The sequence below is a fragment of the uncultured Fibrella sp. genome (genome assembly GCF_964250085.1).
Lineage (GTDB): Bacteria > Bacteroidota > Bacteroidia > Cytophagales > Spirosomataceae > Fibrella.
Genome location: NZ_CAXUEC010000002.1, coordinates 807,061 through 828,110, shown reverse-complemented (window position 1 = coordinate 828,110; position 21,050 = coordinate 807,061). Strand labels below are relative to the sequence as shown.

The window sequence follows — 21,050 nt, the reverse complement described above, 5'->3', positions numbered from 1 at the left end:
AACCAATCCCCAATCCCTTAATCAACCAAAAAATGACTGTTGCACAAGCCGAAAAAGCCGTTTTTGACCTTACCGATAAGGTCGCCATTATTACCGGTGCCAGTAAAGGCATTGGCGAAGATATTGCCCGGCTCTACGCCCGCTTTGGCGCTAAAGTCATTGTCAGCAGTCGAAAACAGGAAGCCTGCGACGCACTGGCGGCTGACATTAAAGCAGCAGGTGGTGAAGCCACAGGTATTGCCGCTCACGTTGGTGATATGGATCAACTGGCGCAACTGGTTGAAAAGACCGTTGCCGTATATGGTGGAATAGATATTCTGGTGAATAATGCCGCCTCGAACCCAGTGTTCGGCCCGTCGCTGGAGGCCGATGGGGGTGCATTTGACAAGATTATGCAGGCCAACGTGAAGGCTCCGTTCGAGTTAAGCAAGCTTTGCTACCCAAGCATGAAGGCCCGTGGTAGCGGAAGCGTTATTATGGTGAGCAGCATTGCCGGCCACACGCCCGATCCGGGCCTTGGTCTGTACAGTGTTAGTAAAGCCGCCCTGAATATGCTGACGAAAGTGCTGGCGAAAGAGTGGGGCCCGGATGGTATTCGGGTCAACGCGATTTGCCCCGGTCTGATCAAAACCAAGTTCAGCCAGGCGCTGTGGCAGGATGATAAGACGCTGGCCCACTTCACCAGGCGCCTCCCTATTGCCCGGATGGGCACTACCGACGAGATCAGTCCGCTTGCCCTTTTTCTGGCATCGTCAGCCTCGTCCTACTCAACCGGTAGCCTGTTCTACGCCGACGGTGGAACGGTGATTTAGCCAGTTACTGGTTATTAGTGCTTCCTGGGTACGTTCCCTGGCGGAGTAATAACCAATAACTGTTTACTTCAAGAACGCCATCAGTACCCGCACAAACTCGGCGGGTTGTTCGGCTTGTACCCAGTGGCCCGCGTCGTTGATGGTGACGAGTTGTGCGTTGGGGAAAAGCTGGAGAATGGCGGGCCAGTCGCTGTCGAGGATGTACGGTGACCGTTGACCGCGAATGAACAGGGTGCGTTCGGTGATGGGGTGCGGGTTGGTTAGTTCTTCGCCCACGCCGTGAATTTCGCGGCTGATGACGGGTAGGTTCAACCGCCATGCAAACTGCGACGTACCTGCCACCTCTTCCCGGTACAGATTCTTTAGCAAAAACTGACGCACCGTTGGCGACGGCTCATAGGGCGTCAGCGCGGCATCGGCTTCGTTACGGGTACGTACGTTTTTTAGATCGATTGCCGCCAGCCCGCGCAGGATTTCGCCATGGTGAACGGGATAGAATTTGGGGGCAATATCAACGATAACGAGGCTGGCGAACGTACCCGGAAAGGTAAATACGTACTGCATCATGGTTTTACCACCCATCGAATGGCCAACCAAAATAGGGTTTACCAGATTCAGGTCGGTGATTAGTTCATGAATGTCAGCCGCCATATCGACATACGAAAAATCATCGCTCCGTGGCGACTGGCCGTGGTTTCGCTGATCGGGTAAAATGACGCGGTAGCCTTCGGCGGCAATCGTTTTGCTAATGGTGAGCCAGTTATCCGACGAGCCAAAAATGCCGTGTACAATAATGAGCGGAGTAGCCGTGGGCTCGCCCACTTCCCGGTAGTAGAGTTTCATACAAGATCGGTCCAAGGTTCAACATTCAAGGTCTAACGTTGCTCTGCTCAAAGGCTAATCAGTAGAGCAACGTTAGACCTTGAATGTTGAACTTTGGACTCATTTAGTTTACGTACACAACTTTTTCCTGCTTCGCTACCAGCGTACCAAAGGGTTTCAGGGCAAAGCCATTCTCGCTGGCCATGCGCTCAAACTCATCCGTACAATGTGGTTCTACAGCGATCAGCAAGCCGCCCGACGTTTGCGGATCGGCCAGGATATACCGTTGCGTGTCGGTGAGGTCAGCGATTTTGTGGCCGTAGCTGTCCCAGTTACGGTGCGTACCGCCTGGAATGCTGTTTTGGGCCAGGTACGTATCCACCACCTCAAGCCTGGGTACGTCGTTGAATTGGATTTCGGCGGAGAGTCCACTGCCTTCAGCCATTTCGGTGAGGTGACCAAGCAGACCAAACCCTGTTACGTCGGTCAGGGCTTTTACGTAGGGGAGAGGTCCCAGCACTGCACCGAATGAGTTCAGTTGCGCCATCTGACGAGGGGCCAAATCAGCATGTTCGGGGCGCAAAATGCCTTTTTTCTGCGCGGTGGTGAGGATACCGACGCCCAGCGGTTTGGTTAAATAGAGGACACAACCTTCGGTAGCCGTATTGTTTTGCTTTAGATCGCTGATACGTACCCGGCCCGTTACTGCCAGTCCGAACACCGGTTCGGGGCAGTCGATGCTGTGGCCACCGGCCAGGGGAATGCCCGCTTCGGCACAGATAGCGCGGCTCCCGGCGATCACCTCACCGGCTACTTCGGGCGAGAGTTTGTCGATGGGCCAGCCGAGAATAGCGATCGCCATGATGGGTTGGCCACCCATAGCATACACATCACTAATAGCGTTGGCCGACGCAATTCGCCCGAAATCGAAGGCATTATCAACGATCGGCATGAAAAAATCGGTGGTGCTGATGATCGCTTCACCATTCCCCAAGTCCATAACGGCCGCATCGTCGCGAGCGTCGTTTCCCACTAATAAAGTGGAAAAGAGATTGGTTGGCGAGGTTGGTCCACTAGACTGACCGTGCAGAATACGGTCGAGCACTTTGGGCGCAATTTTACAGCCGCAGCCAGCGCCGTGACTATACTGAGTGAGCTTAATAGTAGCGCTGTTATCGGAGGTTGGTATCATTGAAAAAGTGGAGTAAAACTAAGTAGACTAACACGTATGATTGCCTTTGGGTTGGCTTAACAAAAACATAATAATCACCTATTAGGCTGATACTGCGGAAAATATGGAGTTTTTTAAGAAAATAGCCGCTGAATAACCAAAACGTATCACTTTTTATAGAAAACTTGCTTGGCGGTCACGAAATCTTGTCTGACCTTTGCGGCTCAAAATATCTCCATGTCCAACTCTATGGGCCTGACTGCATTAACAATCAAACCAAACACTTCTATGTTTAAAAAGCTACTGCGCTTTCGGGCAGCGTTCATGCTGCTCGGCAGTATGTTGCTTGCCGTGATAGGCTATGGCCAGGGTGTAACGACCTCGTCAATCAACGGGGTTGTCACCGACGACAAAGGCGAAGCTTTGCCAGGGGCTACTGTGGTTGCTGTCCACGAGCCTTCTGGTACACGCTACGGGATTACGACAAACACTGCCGGGCGTTACACATTTCCTGCCGTACGGATTGGTGGTCCTTACAACATTACCGTGTCGTTCGTAGGTTACCAGGATGTTCAACAGCGGCTTCAATCAGCCGATTTGGGCGTACCTGTTTCGCTTAACATCAGGTTGACCGAAGTGGGTAAGCAACTCTCAGAGGTTGTTGTAACTGCACGGGGTTCAATCATTGATTCTGAACGTTCAGGTGCTTCTACCAACTTCAAACGTGAAAGTTTCGAACGGTTGCCCACGCTGAACCGTAGTTTCCAGGATTTTTCCGTTTTGACTCCGCAAGCTGGCCCAGGCTTTTCATTTGGTGGCCGGTCTAACCTGTACAATAACTTTTCAATTGATGGTGCTACGTCAAACAACGTATTTGGTCTAAGTGCGTTACCTGGTGGCCAGTCAAATGCCCAGCCTGTCAGTGTTGATGCTATTCAGGAGATCAGCGTTCAGCTTTCGCCATACGATGTAAGTCAGGGTGCGTTCACCGGAGCGGGTGTAAACGCCGTAACGCGGAGTGGTACAAATAAGCTACAGGGTTCTGCTTATTATTATACGAAGAGTGACGCACTGGCTGGCAAGAGCATTTCAGGGGTTGAACTTCCTGTTTTGCAACGGCCTGCCTTCACCTACTCCAACTATGGTGCTCGTATCGGAGGAGCCATTGTTAAGAATAAGCTTTTCTTCTTCGGTAACTTCGAGCGTGAAGAGGCTACTTCACCTGCTGTACTTTATCCTTATGGACAATCTACAAATGGTGTTGCGAATCAGCCAGGTTCGCAACTTGCGGATGGAGGTTTAAACCCAGAGACGGATCTTGAGCGCCTTCGCACGTTTCTGGTTACGTCTGGTAATGGCAAGAGCTGGACGTATGATCCAGGTACATATAATAACTTCAATGTACCTCAACAGAGTACCAAGTTTCTGGCCAAGATTGACTGGAACATCAATGACAATAACAAGCTGACGATCCGGTATAACCAGTTAAATGCATACCGCGATGTGCCCCCAAGTGGTTCGGGTGGTTTTGCCGCCGGTCCTACTGGTGGCCGTTCGAACAATAATAACACGTTGCCTTTCTCGAATTCATACTACCGAATTCTGAATAACCTGTACAGCGTGTTTGGTGAATTAAACTCATCGTTCGGTAACGGTAAATTCGCTAACAATCTACAAGCTGGTTACAATGCGTTCCGGGATACTCGCCAACAAGGTGGCGGTGGTGATATACCCCCTTTCCCAACTGTTGATATTCTCGGGCCTAACTTACAAAACCTGACAACGTTCGGTCCTGATCCTTTTACGGTAAACAACCGTCTTGATCAGGACGTGATTCAGGTAAATGACAAATTTGATGCGTTCCTGGGTGCGCACACATTTACACTTGGTACGGCCAACGAGTTTTACCGGTTCTATAACGTGTTTACGCAAGTTATTTACGGAACATATCAGTACAACAGCATTAGCGATTTTATCAATAATGCTACCAATCCATCGGCTGCTAATGCACCAACCCGTTTTTATCAGCAATACTCTGCGTTGGCAGGTAACCCGGCACCAGCCGCTGATTTCAAAGCATCACAATTGGGCTTTTACGCACAGGATAGCTATTCAGGGATCAAAAACCTGCGTATGACGCTTGGTCTGCGGGTTGACATTCCTATTTACAATGAGGCTGCTAGTGGTTTGTACCCTAACCCAACTGTTGAAAATCAGAGATTTGCCAACGGTGAGCAACTATTTGTAAACAAACTGCCAGCAACTACGCCGCTGTACTCTCCTCGTTTTGGGTTTAACTGGGATGTAAAAGGCGATAAGTCGTTACAAGTACGCGGTGGTGTTGGGGTCTTTACGGGCCGTGTTCCGTTTGTATGGATTTCAAACCAGTTGAGCAACAACGGTGTGTTCTTCAACACCTTTGCGTCGGCTGTTACTTCAGCGACTAACCCAGTCTCTTTTACGACTGGCCAACTTAATCCGCAAAATTCGGTCAATACGCCATTTAATCCGAACGTTAATGCATATGTTCCCACCACCGCTGGAGGGGCTTCTACGTATGCAATTAACGTAACGGCGCCAAACTTCAAATTCCCCCAAGTGTTCCGTACCAACATTGGTATCGACAAAACATTACCAGGTGGTTTTGTTGCGACGGGCGAGATGATCTACACGAAAGATATCAATGCCGTTTACATTCGTGATGCGAACCTGGCCGCTCCAGTAGGTACGTTGGCGGGCGATGGTCGGCCACTGTATGGTACAAACTTGCTGATCAACACAACTGGTGCAACGCAGGCTCTTATTCAGGACAACACGGATCAAGGATACGCATTTAGCCTTACTGGTCAGATTCAAAAAACGACTGGTCGTTTGAGTGGATCCATTGCTTATACATTCACTGATTCGAAAGACTTGAACTCGCAAGGTGGTTCTACGGCAGGTGGCTTGTTTACCGGTAATCCGTATGTGACCAACATAAATGCGCCAGTTCTAGGATATGCTGGTAACTGGTTTCCACACCGTGTGGTAGGCTATTTAGGCTACCGATTTGACTATGCCAAGTATTTCGCAACTACGTTGTCGCTGATTTATGAAGGTCGTAATGGTGGTAACTTCTCATACACGTATGGTGGCGCACCAAATGGTTTGACGTCAGCAGCGAACACAAACCTGCTTTACGTACCGCGTAACCAAAGCGAAATTTTGTTAACTACTACGAATGCAACCGACTTGCGCACGCCGCAACAGATCTGGGACCAACTCAATGCATACATTGAACAGGACCCTTATCTGAAAACACGTCGTGGTCAGTATGCCGAACGTGGTGCTGCATTGACTCCTTGGGTTAACTTCTTGAATCTGCGTGTGCTGCAAGATTTTAAACTTCGTACTGGGGGTAATGATAACTCTATACAGGTTTCTCTGGAAGTGTTTAACGTACTAAACCTGATCGACTCGAACCTGGGAGTAGTTAAATCAGCGGCCCGGACGAGCCTGCTTGGCTTCTCTGGCTACGAGACGCCCAACACGGCTACTGGTACAACTGGTCGCCCGATCTACACATTTGCCACCAACGCTGATGGCACACCGCTATCTAATTCTTATGTGAATAGCCAGGGTGTATCAAATGGTGTCACTACTTCACGCTGGCAGATGCAACTTGGTTTGCGTTACATCTTCAACTAACAGACTCAAGACATTGTCATGAATTTCAAGCTAGAATCTTTACTGACAGTAGCTGCCTCTGCGTTGCTGGTCGGTACACTAATTACAAGTTGCAAAGATACCGAGTATCCGACGCCACAGCCTGTTACAACAGCGCCCAACACATCAGCCCGCGTGCTATTTGCTAATGCTACGGGCGACGCTACTGCGCTAACTGCTTATCTTGAGAATTTGCCTGTTGGTTCAGCACTTGCTCTAGGGCAAGCTACCAACTACGTAACTGTTCCCTATCTGGGATCATTACAACTGCGTGTTAAAGGTGTAGGTGGAACGCTTGGAGCTAACGACTTATCAAACAAGTCGACTGTGGCCGCTAATGGGGCATACACTGTTTTTGTAACCGATTCGATAAATCGTCCGGTGGTCCGAAACGCAGCTAACCTCATTACGGATGTTGGTGGTGCCCGACTTTCATTTGTCACTGATCCCCTGACTCAAACGCTGACGGCTGGTAGTGGCGGTGTTCGTTTCTTTCACTTTGTAGCTGATGCTGGCCTGCCAGCCAGTTCAACAGCCACAACGCCTCTTGCTTTGTCGGTTCGGTTGAGTAATGTGAATAGTACATCGGCAACAGCTATAACTCCGTTCAATGGGCGGGTCTACAGGAATGTCGCTACAACTGCGTTTACCTCGGTTCCAGCAGGTACATACCTTGTGGAGGTAGTTACGGGGGCAACAGCGCCTACATCGGGAACCGTATCAGCCATCACCAGTACGACGCTTACAGTGGAGGCAGCTAAGCTGTATACGCTATACGCTCAGGGGTTAGCCCGTCGGCGTACGGTTAGTGTTGGTCGTATTCAGCATAACTAAGCTGGGGAACGTACCTGGAATGAGAAAACCCCGGCCAACTGGCCGGGGTTTTCTCGTTTATGTGGTTCGCAGAATGTCGGTTCCGTCCTGGTAGCCCTGCACGATAAGCTTGCCAATATCGTCGGAAGCGAATTTCTGGAGATTTAAACTCAGGGGTTTAGTGGGGCGAATCACGGTGAGGCTGAATGTATGACCGCGTAACTTTTCCCGGTCAACGAAACGCTCGGCCCAGGCAATGTCGTTATTTACGATCTGGTTAACCGTGATGTCTTTCACCCGCTCCATGAGGTTCAGCAGGTTGCGGTGATTGAACGATTCGTTGAAGATTCGTTTGGCATGGCAGGCAACGCACATCAATTCGGTGGCTCCGTCGTCGATGGCTTCTCGCAGGGGTGCCACTTCGCGTAAGCCGCCGTCGAGAAACGCCTTTTTGCGGTCGCCACCAATCTGCACGGCGGGCATCAGAAACGGCAGGGAACTGCTGGCAAAGACATAGTCGAGGAAGTTGTCGTCGCTGGGAGATACGTAGACCATATCGCCCTCAATTACGTTGACGGCCCCGACCTTCAATTTGATCGGTCCCTGTCTCAGTATGTTTACATCAATATGCTGTCGGATCAGGTTGCGCAATGGTGTATTATCCAGAAAGCCATCGAACCGGCTAAACAACGTATTGTAGCCCGTCAGAACGCGCGACCGGATCACGGCTACGTCGTCGGGTTTGGTGATATTCTTGATCCAGAATTCGAGTAATACGCGTGCCACTTTCGGCCAGTCGATATGGCCGGTTTCGGCGTACTGCCGGTTGGCCTCATGAACCAGGAAGGTAGCGTTCAGGCTTCCGACGGAAATGCCATAGATGGCTTCGGGTTGAAAGCCCGTTTCAAGAATGGCCGTTATAGCACCACATTGAAAAGCACCTTTGAGCGAGCCCCCCCCCAGCACCAGGGTACGGCCACAGGAGGTGGGCAAAAAGGTAGATTGAACGTCAGACGAGGGAATAGTGGGTTGGTCAGGCATGAGTTAATGAGCGGCGCGTTGTCGGACGCCTATAAATAAACAGTTAGGTGGGTAATTGCAGAGGGCCCTCGCAGAGTGTCCTCGCAGAGTGTCCCCGAAGAGATACCTCGAAGATTGGAATTTTTGCCAACAGTTCGTCAATTCGTCGTTACTTTTGCCCATAACCTAATCAATGGTGTATCGCGGGCGACCACGAGCCCACGTAGTCAGGCAGCCTCCAAAGTTGCCCCTTCAGTAAACCCAATGGCCCTCACCATCGCCGACATCCAGGCTCCGATTGCTGCTGAAATGAATCGGTTTGAGCAGACATTCAAAGACTTGATGAAAAGTGACGTGATGCTGCTCGATCAGATCACGTCCTACATTGTTCGGCGCAAAGGCAAGCAACTTCGCCCTATGTTTGTTTTTCTGACGGCGGGTGTATGCGGTACCATCAACGACTCGACCTACCGGGGAGCGGCCCTGATCGAGCTACTACATACGGCTTCACTGGTCCATGACGATGTGGTTGATGATTCAAACTACCGTCGGGGATTTTTTTCCATCAATGCACTCTGGAAGAATAAAATTGCGGTTTTGGTGGGTGATTATCTGCTGGCACGAGGGCTGTCGCTCTCACTCGACAATGGCGATTTCGACCTGCTGGGCATTGGTAATAGGGCCGTTCGTGACCTGTCGGAAGGGGAACTGCTGCAACTCGAAAAAGCACGTCGGCTTGATATAAACGAGGATATCTACTACGAAATTATCCGTCAAAAAACGGCGTCGTTAATTGCCGCCTGTTGTGCCATGGGAGCCCGTTCCGTGAATGCCTCGGCTGATATGATCGAAACGGCCCGACTATTTGGGGAGAAAGTAGGAATCGCATTTCAGATCAAAGACGACCTGTTCGACTACGGAACCGCCGAAGTGGGTAAACCACTGGGTATCGATATTAAAGAAAAGAAGATGACTTTGCCGTTGATCTACGCCCTGAATAATGCCGGACGGAGTGATAAACGGCGGGTAATCAACATCATCAAGAACCACAGCGATGAGCCCCGGCAGGTGAATGACGTCATTTCGTTCGTGAAAAGCTCGGGTGGCATTGAATACGCCACCGGGGCGATGCAGAGCTATGTACAGCAGGCTAAAGAGCTCCTTTACAAACTACCGGCCTCGACCTACCGCAACTCACTGGAAGGCCTCATTCAATACACCATCGAGCGGAGCAAGTAGACAATTATCAATGGCTCCGCTCAGGTACGTTGTTTAGCGGAGCCATCAATAATTGATAATTGTTAACTGTTTTCCCGTGCTTCGGCCAGTTTCCACCAAGGGAGGTAGGGTTGGTTGTGGTGTTCGAAGTGGTATCCGAAAAAATAGCAGGATATAAAAGCCCAGGTGTGGTTGAGGCCCTGGCTACGGGCATTGTGGGGCGGATTATCGTGGTTGCCCCGATGCGGCAGGTACGTGCCGAAGAAGAAAAGCTGGAACGTGCTCAGTATGGCCGGTATCATCCAGAAAACGATCAGGTTTTCCATCGGAAACCAGATTTTCAGCACATTATACGTAACAGCCATCGCCAGCACCTGCCAGACGGACACATAGCTGCGGGCAAAATCAATGAACCAGCGAAGTATGTGCGCGTTGCCCCGATGGTAGTCAGGATCGTGTTCCGTAGCGGCATGACGGTGATGCAGATGATGCCCCGCCGACAGTTTGCTGTAGCTATTATAAGCGAACATCAGCGTGGCTACCCAGCCGATGGCGTTGTTGAGCCGCTTGTTGTTGGGGGCCACCACACCGTGAATGGCATCGTGGGCCGTAATGAACACACCCGTATACAGATGCGTCTGAAGCAGCACAAACAGGTATACCAGTGGGTCGGCCCAGCTAAGGCCAACACCGGGAATAACGGGAACCGGACTGTGGTAGGTCAGTAGGAAAGCGAGTAACGTACCCCAGGAAAGTAGAATGGTAAGCGCAATCCAGATGCCCTTGTTGCCGATCTGTGCGGGGCTAAACGACATTCCTTGCTGCATGGAAACAAGCCGATGGCTTCGTGATTTGGTAATCAAGTCAACGGTAGCCGCGCCCGAATTGTTCGTTACCTTTGTGGCCATCTATCGCTCGTTTCGCCGCTTTATTTCATGACGCGCTTCGCATCCTCTATACTCTTTATTGCCCTGGTTGGCTCCCTGACAACTATTGCACAGTCAAAAAAGGCCGGTGATCCCACTATTTCACCAACCACAAGCCCCGGTAATGCCAATACGGCAGCCCGCCCCAAACTGGTGGTTGGCATTGTTGTCGACCAGATGCGGTATGATTACCTGTATCGCTACTACGACAAATACAGCTCCCTGAGCACAGGCGGCGGTTTTCGGCGGTTGATCGAGCAGGGCTACAATTGCCGGAACAACCATTACCATTATGCCGCCACTTACACTGGCCCCGGACATGCCGCTATCTATACCGGATCAGCTCCCGCGTTCAATGGCATTGTAGGCAATGAATTCTACGACCGCAACCTGGGCCGTATCGTGTACTGTGCCGAAGATACCACGGTAAAAACAGTTGGTAACAGCGGTGCTGCAGGCCTGATGTCGCCCCGGAACATGCTGGTGACTACCATTGGTGATCAGCTAAAGTTGGCCACCGACAACCGGGCTAAAGTGGTTGGCATCGCGCTGAAAGACCGTGGCTCGATCTTGCCCGCTGGCCACGCAGCAGATGGTGCTTACTGGTTCGACTCGAAAGATGGCAACTGGATCACCAGCACGTTTTACCGGAAAGAACTACCGGCCTGGGTGCAGGCTTATAACAATCGCCGGTTGCCCGATCAGTTCCTGAAGCAGAAATGGGAACCACTTCTGGCCCTCGACAAGTACGTTGAAAGCACATCGGACGACCAACCCTACGAGGCTACGCTACCGGGCGAAACGAAATCTGTTTTTCCGCATGAATTTGTAGCCGTTGCGGGCCAAAGCCGGTATGAGGTCCTGCGGGCTACACCGTATGGCGACCAGCTCACCAAAGAATTTGCATTGGCTGCGCTGGATGGTGAACAGTTGGGAAAAGACAACATCACCGATTTATTGGCTGTTAGTTTCTCGTCGACCGACTATGTTGGGCACGCCTTCGGCACACATGCCATCGAAACGGAAGATGAATACATCAGGCTCGACCTGCAACTACAGGACTTTTTCAACGAGTTAGATGCGAAAGTGGGAAAAGGGGCCTGGCTTGCGTTTCTGTCGGCCGATCATGGGGCCGCCGACATTCCTGCGTTTTCGCGGTCATACCGCATTCCTGCCGATACAAAACCGGCTGGTGATGTAGGAGAGGCGGTTAAAGCGGCATTGGCTAAAGCGTATGGGCCGGGGCAGTGGATGCTGACGTACTTCAACCAGCAGGTGTATCTGAACACGACGTTACTAGCCGAGAAAAAAATCCCGATTCAGGACGTGTACGCATTGTTACGCACAACCTTACTGGCGCAACGGGGCGTGATCAACGTGATTAACCTGCATGATCTGGCCAATACGCCACTTCCTGAAAACCAGCTTTTGATGTTACGCAATGTGTATAACCCCAACCGGAGCGGTGATTTTTACGTGATGTTGCAGGCAGGCTGGTTCGAGGGCCGTAGCAAAGGAACAACGCATGGAACCATGTATCCCTACGATACGCACGTGCCCTTTTTGCTCTACGGATGGGGTATCAAACAGGGGCAAACCTTCCACCGGACTCAAATTGCCGATATAGCCCCAACGATTTGCGCGTTACTGGGCATCCTCGAACCCAGCGGATGCGTTGGCAACCCCGTAGAAGACGCACTGAGACAATGAACAATTATCAATGGCTCCGCTCAGGTACGTTGTTTAGCGGAGCCATTGATAATTGTTCATTGTAAAAAAGTTACTTCCTTAAAGGCGAAATAGCGCATGACACCGTCTGACAGGATGCCAAGACGTCCGGTTGGGTCCAGATCGGTGATGGTGCCGGTAAAAAGCTGGTCATCGGCCAGGTACGTATGCGGTTGCTGGTACCGGTAAAGGTGTTGCAGGTACGTTGTACGAAGCACATGTCGATGGCCCGCCCGTAGTTGTAGATAGCGCTTTTCCAACTGCTCGGCCAGGGCGGTCAGCAGCCCCGGCAGCGAATAACCATCCGGGGCCGACGACTCGAGCAGGAGCGATGTAGCGGTTGGCACTCCGAATGCTGTCTGGTTCACGTTTAGGCCGACACCAACAACCGAATGGCCCAATACGTAGCCCTGAAGCGTATTCTCGATCAATACGCCGCCTAATTTTCGGTCGTGGACATAGACATCATTCGGCCATTTTATCGTTAATCCGGTAGTGGGCAGGAGTGGAGACAGCGTGTCCTGAATGGCTAGTGATACGGCTATGTTTAGCCAGAACTGATCGGTGGCGGCCAGAAAATTCGGGTGTAGCACCAGCGATATGGTCAGGTTCTGACCGGCTTGTGCTTCCCACTGGTTACCTCGTTGTCCACGACCCTGGGTTTGCTGATCGGTGACAATAATCGTTCCTTCAGGTACGTCTTCCTGTGTTAGCAGTTGAGCGGCCTCATCGTTGGTAGACTGACAGCTTGGCAGATAAACGATTTTTTGGCCAACAAAGAGGGTTTTGGGATAAATTTTGTACAATGATTGTTATGATTATAGATTAGTCAAATAATGTATGGTGCGTCGAAGCAGTGGCTTCCCTTGACTTGGCTACGTACCCGCTACCTGTTTGCGCTCACAAGTTTACACGCAAAGCATGATTCAAAACGCTGTTTCAGCCAAACTAACAGAATTAACGACCGAACAACTCCGTGATCTGGTCGTAAAAGGAATGCAGGAGAAAAAAGGGCAGGACATCGTTGTGATGGACCTTCGCCATGTGAAAAATGCCATTACCGACTTCTTCGTGATCTGTTCTGGTAACTCCGATACACAGATCGATGCCATCGCTGGCTCTATCGAAGAAGAGATTTTGAAAGTGAGCCGGGTATTCCCCATGAACCGCGAAGGCAAATTGAACCGCGAGTGGATCCTGCTGGATTACGTGGACGTTGTTGTGCACGTGTTCAAAAAGGAACGCCGGGCTTTTTACGATCTTGAGCAACTCTGGGGAGATGCCGAGATGACGTGGGTCGATAATGAAACCGATGTATTCATTCAGCGTTAGTCTGTTGAATACCGGCTGGTTGTCTTCCTGTTCACAGTACACTAGCAAAAACAATCACTATTGTACTGTGTTTCCCTACTAACCGATTTCTGTATAACCTGTCGAAATGTCTGATAACAACAACAATAAAAATCCACTGCCCCGGTTGCCCAGAAAGCCGAACTTCCAGGGCTGGATTGTGGTACTGCTGATTGCCGCTATTCTGGGCATCGCCTTCCTAAGTAAAAGTACATCGGTACGCCCTACCTCGGCCCGGCAGTTTGAGCGGATGGCTCGCAACAACGACGTTCAGAAGGTTATCGTCGTCAATGATAAATACGCCGAAGTAACGCTTACTCAACAGGCGTTGCAAAAACCTGAGTATCGGGGGTTGAATGGGGAGAAACCCTACTTTGGGGGGGGCGCAGGCCCACATTACCAATTTGAGGTGCCTTCTGCTGAGTCGCTGAAACGCGATCTGGAACGTATTGAAAAGGATAAGCCCGATAATCAGCGGATCGACTATAACGTTGAAACACGCACAGACTTTGCAAGTCAATTGGCTACGTACGGATTCTTCATTGCCATGATTCTGGCCATGTATTTCATCCTGGGCCGAATGTCTGGTGGCGGTGGTCCCGGTGGTCAGATATTTAATATTGGAAAATCGAAAGCCGCGCTGTTCGATGCCGATAGCAAAGTTAAGATCACCTTTAACGACGTGGCTGGCCTGGACGAAGCCAAAGAAGAGATCAAAGAGATCGTTGATTACCTGAAGAACCCGTCGAAGTTTACCAAACTGGGGGCGAAGATTCCGAAAGGTGCCCTGCTGATCGGTCCTCCGGGTACTGGTAAGACCTTGTTAGCCAAAGCAGTAGCTGGCGAAGCGGGTGTCCCTTTCTTCTCGCTCTCAGGTTCCGATTTCGTCGAGATGTTTGTCGGTGTAGGTGCTGCCCGGGTACGTGACCTGTTCAAGCAGGCGAAAGAAAAAGCGCCCTGTATCATCTTCATCGATGAGATCGACGCCGTGGGTCGTTCACGTGGCCGTGGCTCGATGCCCGGTGCCAATGACGAGCGCGAAAACACGCTGAACTCGCTGCTGGTTGAAATGGATGGTTTTGCTACCGACTCAGGTATCATCATTCTGGCCGCAACCAACCGTCCTGATGTGCTTGACTCTGCCCTGCAACGTCCCGGCCGCTTCGACCGTCAGATCAGCATCGACAAGCCGGATATTATCGGTCGCGAAGCCATCTTCAAAGTCCACCTGAAGCCCATCAAGTTGTCGGCCGATGTGGAGCCTAAAGAGCTGGCCGCCCAAACACCTGGTTTTGCTGGTGCTGAAATTGCCAACGTTTGTAACGAAGCCGCGCTGATTGCTGCCCGTCATGATAAGGAATCGGTGGATATGATCGATTTCCAGGATGCGATGGACCGTGTCATTGGTGGCCTCGAAAAGAAGAACAAGCTGATTTCGCCGGAAGAAAAAGAAATCGTTGCCTATCACGAAGCCGGACACGCGCTGGCCGGTTGGTTCCTCGAATTCGCTGATCCGCTGGTGAAAGTGTCGATCGTGCCACGTGGTGTAGCTGCATTGGGTTATGCGCAATACCTGCCCCGCGAACAGTACCTGTACCGGACCGAACAACTCATGGACGAAATGTGCATGGCGCTGGGTGGCCGGGCAGCCGAAGATCTGGTCTTCGACAAGATTTCGACTGGTGCGCTGAGCGATCTGGAGCGGATTACCAAGCTGGCCTACAGCATGGTGACCATGTACGGCATGAATGACAAGATTGGTAACGTGTCGTTCTACGACTCGAAACAATCTGAATATTCGTTCAACAAGCCATACTCGGAAGAGACGGCCCGTCAGATCGACGAGGAAGTTCGGAAGATCATCGAGGGCGCTTACGAGCGGACAAAAACGATGCTGGCCGATCACCGCGAGGCGTTGGAGATTATTGCGCAGGAACTGTTGAAGAAAGAGATTCTGTATCAGGATGACCTCGTTCGGTTGATCGGCAAACGCCCATTCGAGCGTGATACAGTGTATCAGGCGTACAAAAAGCGGGGTATTGCTGAGGAAGTCAAAGAAGAGATTGGTACGGACTCAATCCCCGATGCGATCAAGCCTCACGAGACACTGGAAGGTATTTGAGCAACGTACCTGACTACCACAAAAAAGGCCCATCCAGTACTGGATGGGCCTTTTTTGTGGTAGTCAGGTACGTTAACTGATCTCTCCTACTAAGCTCAATGTTTGCAAGGCTTGATTATGAAGAATCTGAATCAGCAAGGCACCGGTTTCCGTTGATAGCAAGTCTGTTGGTGAAATATGGTAAAAGGTGGCAATAGCTTGTACATTTTTCCAGCGGGGCTGTGTCTCGCCCGTTTCCCAGTAGCTATAAGCTGGCTGACTCACATTCAGGAAGAAGGCTATCTGGTATTGCGACAAACCAATCACTTGGCGAAGCTGGCAGAGTTTTGCGGGAAGTGTTTCCATGAACTTATAACTTGTGGAGAGTAGATACGCCATACGCTAAGTAAGCAACAATCTTAGTATTTTTTAGTTATAAACAAAGAAGAATCGATTAAACGAGCATTAAGTGGAATAACTAAAAATTTACTTAAGTAGATACTTATTGTTTGATAAGTTTCAGTTATTGGTTTACCAACAGAAAGCCTACATTTTTGATCTGTTTACAAATCACATCGAAAATGAAAGACTTATTCTTAGTTCAACGACGTTGGCGTGTGATGTCGTTACTCATTATTGGCGGCTGTCTACAGGCTTGTAGTCCCGACTTTCTGGAGAGCGATCCGGGTAAAGGGAAGCCTGAAGAGGGCGTATTGATGGGATTGGTGCTATTCCCTTTGTTTATTCAGCCATCCAATGGGGCAGGGGCATGAACTGGGTACGGTACGACTCGGAGCGGATCTGGAACCACCTGATCGGATCAGGCATTCCGTCGTACTTCCAAATCTGTTATGAAGACATTGACCATAATGCGTTGAACGCCTGTTTGGGGCCTGAAAACCCGGACTTTGCGACGGTGGGCGGGGATTATACCACCTGTATCAACAGCAGCATTATCCAGGTTTGCTACACCTACTATCCCTCCACCAATGGGCAAAGCGATGGTTTGATCAAAGCACCTTCGCTGTCGGGTTACAACACAGCCTGGGCCACCAACGCTACCCGTGTCGAGGCTTTAGGCGTGAACCATTTACAGATGCGGAAGCATCCGAGGATGGGAACTATATACAACGAGGCATTTGATAATGTTTACGGCCCCGCTTTTGCTACCCCAAAACGATGATAAGGGCAGTTATCATGCTATTGGCTCTCCTCCTTGTTGCGTGTAGCGAGGAGGAGAGCGTGGTTGACGCTGATGGCGTAGTCAGTAAACAACCTTCCTTATGGGCTACTTCGATATCCAATAATGGCGAGTTAGCGGAGGAAGTGGTCAGGTCAGTACTGGTTTACAATGAGGAGAATGTACTGGTAGGTGCTAATCGGGGTGCTAAGCGTTTCGTATACAGTCTAAGCAGCGGTAGTGGTAGTGTAAACTGGATGTGGGGAGATTTACTTTCGCAACTTACCAATCCTACATATACAGACCCATTAACTGTTAGAGAGGATAGATACCACCTTTACGATGAGGGGTTGGCTTTTATTGACGGTGGTAACACGTACCTGGTAAATTTGCCAACAGGTAAGACTATAGCTAGAAATCAGGTGACGCTCTCTCGCTATCCGCAATGCTCGGGAATCAGTAATTTTTTGTTTACCAGCGGTTCAGTACGCGATTCTGGGCAGCCAGAAGGACTATATATGACTGATCTGAAGGCAGTAGGCGACCCGGTTTATGTGGTCATGCCTACTTACGATTATACCGATGCTGACCAGCAAAGCGTATTCAAGGGAATGATTGGTGAGACTTTGCCTTTCAAGAAAGATGGCGAAATCTTGGTTACGGTGCTGTATAACGATCCAGCAAAAAGCGGTAGCCGTTATTCCACTGCTATGGGCTTATACAATTATACACAGCGTAAATGGGTATATGAACGGGTGACCTTGAACGGTTCGTATCCAAACTCGAACGTATCCTGGGCCAAGCTGTATAACGGTAAGGTGTACCATACTTCTACCCGGTCCATGCAGTGTAATGATGTGATGACAGGGAAACTACTCTGGTCGGTCAACTTCGATCAAGGGTTTGGTTCATCGGGCTTTATTATCCAGGATGGTAAAATCTTTGGCAACAACGACAACCGCTACACCTACTGCCTTGATCCTGAAACAGGCGCTCAGCTTTGGAAAGAGGAAAGCTCGGGCTCGGCCTCGCCTATCAGTTACCTTAACGGGGTGCTGTACTTCATGGGTGGTGGTGATGGTCGGTTGCACGCTATTGATGCGGCTACAGGCAAGCATCTGTGGCGGTTGCGCTCACCGGATGTAGACAAGAACTCCGGGGCTTATTTCTACGGCACCTGCGTGGCCGTGCCGGGGCAGGGAGGCAGCAAAGGGCGTATCGTAGCCACAACGGGGTTAAACGCGTACGGCTATGAAGCGATCCGCTAAGCAGACAACGTACCTGAACACAAAAAATCCCCGTCAGTACTGACGGGGATTTTTATTGCTGTAGTAGCGTACCAGAGTGGTTAGGTACGTTACCGGTTCATCGAGATCAGGAATTCTTCGTTGTTGCGGGTGCCGCGCATCCGGTCGAGGAGGAAGTCCATCGATTCAACGGGGTTCATGTCTGACATATGCTTGCGCAGAATCCAGACGCGTTGCAGCGACTCACGATCGATGAGCAGGTCCTCTTTCCGGGTGCCTGATGCCATCACGTCAATAGCCGGGTAAACACGTTTGTTGGCAAGGCGACGATCCAACTGAAGTTCCATGTTGCCGGTGCCTTTGAATTCCTCAAAGATTACCTCATCCATTTTAGAACCTGTATCGATCAGGGCTGTGGCGATGATCGTTAGCGAACCGCCATGTTCTACGTTACGTGCTGCACCGAAGAACCGCTTGGGTTTGTGCAGCGCATTGGCATCTACACCACCCGAAAGAATCTTGCCCGATGACGGCACAACCGTGTTGTAGGCTCGTGCCAGGCGGGTGAGCGAGTCGAGCAGAATAACCACATCGTGGCCGCACTCAACCATGCGCTTGGCTTTTTCGAGTACCATGCTCGCCACTTTCACGTGACGGTCGGCCTGTTCGTCGAAGGTTGAGGAAATGACTTCGGCGTTTACGCTGCGGGCCATGTCTGTCACTTCTTCCGGGCGTTCGTCGATCAGCAGAATCAGCAGATATACCTCCGGGTGGTTCTTAGTGATGGCATTGGCAATCTCTTTCAACAACACCGTTTTACCCGTTTTAGGCTGAGCCACGATCATACCGCGCTGCCCTTTGCCAATCGGAGCAAAGAGGTCGAGTACGCGGGTAGAGTACACGTCGGGTCGGGTGCTGAGTTTGAGTTGTTCTTCCGGGAAAAGAGGCGTGAGGTATTCGAAGGGAATACGGTCCCGGATTTCCTCGGTCGTTTTGCCGTTTACTGTGGTTACTTTCAACAGGGCAAAATATTTTTCGCCTTCTTTCGGTGGGCGAATCGAGCCATTGATGGTATCACCGGTTTTCAGGCCAAACAGTTTGATCTGCGACGGAGACACGTAAATATCGTCGGGGCTGGCCAGGTAGTTGTAGTCGGCCGAGCGCATGAATCCGTAGCCACCGTCGGACATGATCTCCAGCACACCTTCATTGTCGATGATGCCATCGAATTCGCGAACGTGCTGGTTATACTGGCGACGAATACGGCTGGCGTATTCCGTTTGTTCACGAGTGGGCTGGGGCGACTGCTGCCGCTGACCATCCTGACCAGTTGCTTCGCCATCCGGCTGTTGAACGTCGGTAGCAGGTTGCTCCTGATCGGCTTGTTCAGGTACGTTGGCGAGGCCGGGCGTTTCGTCAGAAATCACCGTTGGCGTCAGGAATTCCTCGTCTGGTTCCTGCTGAAAGTTGGTCGCGTTCTCGTCCCGGACGGTAGGTCGGCGGTTTTGAACAGGCTGCTGAAACGACGGAACGGACGGGTTGGGATTCTGACTCCGGTACGAATCCCGCAGCTCACGCCGGGTTTGTTGATTTCGGTTGGTATCCTGATCGGTCCGGTTGGGGCGTTGTTGATTGCCAAACCGGTCGTTGCGTTGCTGGGGCTGATTGCCCGACTGCCGATCTGTCCGGCCGTTATCAAATCTGGATGAATCTGGCCGCGCCGAATCTGGCCGTCCGTAGCTGGTATCGCGTGGGCGATCCGACTGATTACGCCGATCATCCGTCCGCTGCCGGGAATCATCCCGCCGGGGCATATCACCCTGTTCCGGACGACTCTGTTCCGGGCGACTTTGGTCGGTCCGGTTTCGGTTTAGCTGCTCTGGCCGGCTTTGATCAGTCCGGTTCTGACGTGTCCCGTCGGCCCGGTAATTCTCTGATTGGTTGCGCCGATCATCCTGACGTCCCTGGCGGCTGTCGCCCTGGCGGGCTCCGTCCATACGCTGGCGAGGCTCACGCCGATGCTCTTCCTGAGTCGCTTCGGTTGATTCCCCGCTTGGCTGAGTTGGCTCAACCGGCTGAGCGGGTTGTTCCGTTGCGGGCTGGGCGGTAACTGCTTCTGGCGCAATGGGGCTGACCGGTGTTGACGGTGTCATTACGTCGGCGGCATTTTCAGCAACGGGTTCGGCTGTTCGTTTAGCCCGTTGTTGCCGGGGTTTTGGCGAATGCTCAGCGGGTACTTCTTCAGTAAGAATGGGAGTGGGGGTAGACTCGGCGACTACGTCGACGCTGTTGTTGTCAACGGCGGGCTGCGTTTTACGGCCTCGTGCTACTCGTTTGGGCGCACCGTCGGCTGAAACGTCCGAGCTGGTTACTGTGGGCGATGTATCGCCTGGTTGCCGCGATTGTTGATCCAAAATCTTATAAACAAGGTCTTTTTTTAGGTACTTGGTGGCCTCAGGAATACCGAACTGATCGGCAAGGCCACGTAACGCCGTGATAGGCTTGGACGTTAAGTCGTCAATAGTATACATAAGTAAGGGTTAGCGCAGACTGCTGTCGGAGAGCAAAGTGAGCAGGCACAGGGAGAAATAGGAAAGTGGCCGTTGGGACCAGCTAACAAGTGAATGTACGCTGAAGGATATACGACAGGAAATAGAGAATAAGCTGGCCGATACGACCTCACCCGGTACGATGCTCGGGCGGTAAAATCTGCAACGGGAACGTAGTGCTTGCAGGCTAGAATCAGGGTGCGGAGTGATACGTCAGCCCCTCTGAATCATAGGTATACAAATATAAAACAATCCGACAGATTAATCACGTAACAAGAAAAAAGTGAAAAGGTTTCCCTTATCCAACGGGACAGTGGGGCAATTTTATCAGGTACGTACATTTTTTATCCTGAAAAAAGAAAAGCGCAGGTTTTTCAACCTACGCCTTCCAAACTTACCTCACAACAC

General features: G+C 51.1%; 17 protein-coding genes. 10 read left to right on the top strand and 7 right to left on the bottom strand.

Annotation, left to right across the window (positions count from 1 at the left end):
* The first annotated feature begins 32 nt into the window (after positions 1-32).
* A complete protein-coding gene (locus ACFE8Q_RS08935) occupies positions 33-812 on the top strand; it encodes a glucose 1-dehydrogenase (protein WP_375445022.1) in 780 nt (259 codons plus the stop codon).
* 63 nt (positions 813-875) lie between these two features.
* On the opposite strand, the gene ACFE8Q_RS08930 is transcribed toward ACFE8Q_RS08935, so the two are convergent.
* Positions 876-1,655 carry an alpha/beta fold hydrolase gene (locus ACFE8Q_RS08930; RefSeq protein WP_375445021.1) on the bottom strand — a complete coding sequence of 260 codons (780 nt, stop codon included), beginning with the start codon at positions 1,653-1,655 and terminating at the stop codon, positions 876-878.
* Between the two features lie 103 nt (positions 1,656-1,758).
* The gene (selD, locus tag ACFE8Q_RS08925) at positions 1,759-2,826 is read right to left on the bottom strand and encodes a selenide, water dikinase SelD (RefSeq protein ID WP_375445020.1); all 1,068 of its coding nucleotides are present in this window, start codon (positions 2,824-2,826) and stop codon (positions 1,759-1,761) included.
* Between the two features lie 267 nt (positions 2,827-3,093).
* Between selD and ACFE8Q_RS08920 the strand changes: the two genes are divergently transcribed.
* Positions 3,094-6,492 carry a carboxypeptidase regulatory-like domain-containing protein gene (locus ACFE8Q_RS08920; RefSeq protein ID WP_375445019.1) on the top strand — a complete coding sequence of 1,133 codons (3,399 nt, stop codon included), beginning with the start codon at positions 3,094-3,096 and terminating at the stop codon, positions 6,490-6,492.
* A gap of 18 nt (positions 6,493-6,510) precedes the next feature.
* A complete protein-coding gene (locus tag ACFE8Q_RS08915) occupies positions 6,511-7,344 on the top strand; it encodes a hypothetical protein (protein ID WP_375445018.1) in 834 nt (277 codons plus the stop codon).
* A 57-nt stretch (positions 7,345-7,401) separates the two neighbouring features.
* Here ACFE8Q_RS08915 and ACFE8Q_RS08910 read toward each other — a convergent pair whose 3' ends face one another.
* Positions 7,402-8,364, bottom strand: a complete 963-nt coding sequence (locus ACFE8Q_RS08910) for a patatin-like phospholipase family protein (RefSeq protein WP_375445017.1) — start codon at positions 8,362-8,364, stop codon at positions 7,402-7,404.
* Between the two features lie 243 nt (positions 8,365-8,607).
* On the opposite strand from ACFE8Q_RS08910, the gene ACFE8Q_RS08905 reads away from it, so the two are divergent.
* Positions 8,608-9,582 (top strand): polyprenyl synthetase family protein, encoded by a 975-nt coding sequence (locus tag ACFE8Q_RS08905; protein WP_375445016.1) that lies wholly within the window; start codon positions 8,608-8,610, stop codon positions 9,580-9,582.
* Positions 9,583-9,644: 62 nt separating this feature from the next.
* Here the strand turns inward: ACFE8Q_RS08905 and ACFE8Q_RS08900 are convergent, their stop codons facing one another.
* Positions 9,645-10,388, bottom strand: coding sequence for a fatty acid desaturase (locus ACFE8Q_RS08900; RefSeq protein ID WP_375445155.1), 744 nt, complete (start codon positions 10,386-10,388; stop codon positions 9,645-9,647).
* Between the two features lie 108 nt (positions 10,389-10,496).
* Between ACFE8Q_RS08900 and pafA the strand changes: the two genes are divergently transcribed.
* Positions 10,497-12,197, top strand: a complete 1,701-nt coding sequence (gene pafA / locus ACFE8Q_RS08895; RefSeq protein WP_375445015.1) for an alkaline phosphatase PafA — start codon at positions 10,497-10,499, stop codon at positions 12,195-12,197.
* 56 nt (positions 12,198-12,253) lie between these two features.
* On the opposite strand, the gene ACFE8Q_RS08890 is transcribed toward pafA, so the two are convergent.
* Positions 12,254-13,021 carry a biotin--[acetyl-CoA-carboxylase] ligase gene (locus tag ACFE8Q_RS08890; RefSeq protein ID WP_375445014.1) on the bottom strand — a complete coding sequence of 256 codons (768 nt, stop codon included), beginning with the start codon at positions 13,019-13,021 and terminating at the stop codon, positions 12,254-12,256.
* Between the two features lie 115 nt (positions 13,022-13,136).
* Here ACFE8Q_RS08890 and rsfS point away from each other — a divergent pair, with 115 nt between their 5' ends.
* Positions 13,137-13,547, top strand: a complete 411-nt coding sequence (gene rsfS / locus ACFE8Q_RS08885; protein WP_375445013.1) for a ribosome silencing factor — start codon at positions 13,137-13,139, stop codon at positions 13,545-13,547.
* Positions 13,548-13,653: 106 nt separating this feature from the next.
* Entirely contained in the window at positions 13,654-15,687 is a 2,034-nt protein-coding gene (gene ftsH, locus ACFE8Q_RS08880; protein WP_375445012.1) for an ATP-dependent zinc metalloprotease FtsH, read from the top strand.
* A 72-nt stretch (positions 15,688-15,759) separates the two neighbouring features.
* Here the strand turns inward: ftsH and ACFE8Q_RS08875 are convergent, their stop codons facing one another.
* Positions 15,760-16,032: a helix-turn-helix domain-containing protein gene (locus tag ACFE8Q_RS08875; RefSeq protein WP_375445011.1), complete on the bottom strand. Its 273-nt coding sequence runs from the start codon at positions 16,030-16,032 to the stop codon at positions 15,760-15,762.
* Positions 16,033-16,286: 254 nt separating this feature from the next.
* Here ACFE8Q_RS08875 and ACFE8Q_RS08870 point away from each other — a divergent pair, with 254 nt between their 5' ends.
* From ACFE8Q_RS08870 to ACFE8Q_RS08860, 3 genes are all read left to right on the top strand, one after another.
* A complete protein-coding gene (locus tag ACFE8Q_RS08870) occupies positions 16,287-16,439 on the top strand; it encodes a hypothetical protein (protein ID WP_375445010.1) in 153 nt (50 codons plus the stop codon).
* On the top strand, positions 16,436-16,849 hold the full coding sequence (locus tag ACFE8Q_RS08865; RefSeq protein ID WP_375445009.1) for a hypothetical protein: 414 nt from the start codon (positions 16,436-16,438) through the stop codon (positions 16,847-16,849). The genes ACFE8Q_RS08870 and ACFE8Q_RS08865 overlap by 4 nt, the downstream gene beginning before the upstream one ends.
* Before the next feature lie 515 nt (positions 16,850-17,364).
* Positions 17,365-18,114 (top strand): PQQ-binding-like beta-propeller repeat protein, encoded by a 750-nt coding sequence (locus tag ACFE8Q_RS08860; RefSeq protein ID WP_375445008.1) that lies wholly within the window; start codon positions 17,365-17,367, stop codon positions 18,112-18,114.
* An 89-nt stretch (positions 18,115-18,203) separates the two neighbouring features.
* Here the strand turns inward: ACFE8Q_RS08860 and rho are convergent, their stop codons facing one another.
* Positions 18,204-20,624 carry a transcription termination factor Rho gene (gene rho / locus ACFE8Q_RS08855; RefSeq protein ID WP_375445007.1) on the bottom strand — a complete coding sequence of 807 codons (2,421 nt, stop codon included), beginning with the start codon at positions 20,622-20,624 and terminating at the stop codon, positions 18,204-18,206.
* Positions 20,625-21,050: the final 426 nt, after the last annotated feature.

What these genes read in the sequence shown, in the direction of transcription:
- ACFE8Q_RS08900 (WP_375445155.1), bottom strand. Translation starts at nt 10,388, where the DNA reads ATGCAGCAAGGAATGTCGTTTAGCCCCGCACAGATCGGCAACAAGGGC.
- ACFE8Q_RS08905 (WP_375445016.1), top strand. Translation starts at nt 8,608, where the DNA reads ATGGCCCTCACCATCGCCGACATCCAGGCTCCGATTGCTGCTGAAATG.
- ACFE8Q_RS08930 (WP_375445021.1), bottom strand. Translation starts at nt 1,655, where the DNA reads ATGAAACTCTACTACCGGGAAGTGGGCGAGCCCACGGCTACTCCGCTC.
- ACFE8Q_RS08910 (WP_375445017.1), bottom strand. Translation starts at nt 8,364, where the DNA reads ATGCCTGACCAACCCACTATTCCCTCGTCTGACGTTCAATCTACCTTT.
- rsfS (WP_375445013.1), top strand. Translation starts at nt 13,137, where the DNA reads ATGATTCAAAACGCTGTTTCAGCCAAACTAACAGAATTAACGACCGAA.
- pafA (WP_375445015.1), top strand. Translation starts at nt 10,497, where the DNA reads ATGACGCGCTTCGCATCCTCTATACTCTTTATTGCCCTGGTTGGCTCC.
- ACFE8Q_RS08870 (WP_375445010.1), top strand. Translation starts at nt 16,287, where the DNA reads ATGTCGTTACTCATTATTGGCGGCTGTCTACAGGCTTGTAGTCCCGAC.
- rho (WP_375445007.1), bottom strand. Translation starts at nt 20,624, where the DNA reads ATGTATACTATTGACGACTTAACGTCCAAGCCTATCACGGCGTTACGT.
- ftsH (WP_375445012.1), top strand. Translation starts at nt 13,654, where the DNA reads ATGTCTGATAACAACAACAATAAAAATCCACTGCCCCGGTTGCCCAGA.
- ACFE8Q_RS08865 (WP_375445009.1), top strand. Translation starts at nt 16,436, where the DNA reads ATGAACTGGGTACGGTACGACTCGGAGCGGATCTGGAACCACCTGATC.
- ACFE8Q_RS08920 (WP_375445019.1), top strand. Translation starts at nt 3,094, where the DNA reads ATGTTTAAAAAGCTACTGCGCTTTCGGGCAGCGTTCATGCTGCTCGGC.
- ACFE8Q_RS08875 (WP_375445011.1), bottom strand. Translation starts at nt 16,032, where the DNA reads ATGGAAACACTTCCCGCAAAACTCTGCCAGCTTCGCCAAGTGATTGGT.
- ACFE8Q_RS08915 (WP_375445018.1), top strand. Translation starts at nt 6,511, where the DNA reads ATGAATTTCAAGCTAGAATCTTTACTGACAGTAGCTGCCTCTGCGTTG.
- selD (WP_375445020.1), bottom strand. Translation starts at nt 2,826, where the DNA reads ATGATACCAACCTCCGATAACAGCGCTACTATTAAGCTCACTCAGTAT.
- ACFE8Q_RS08935 (WP_375445022.1), top strand. Translation starts at nt 33, where the DNA reads ATGACTGTTGCACAAGCCGAAAAAGCCGTTTTTGACCTTACCGATAAG.
- ACFE8Q_RS08860 (WP_375445008.1), top strand. Translation starts at nt 17,365, where the DNA reads ATGACTGATCTGAAGGCAGTAGGCGACCCGGTTTATGTGGTCATGCCT.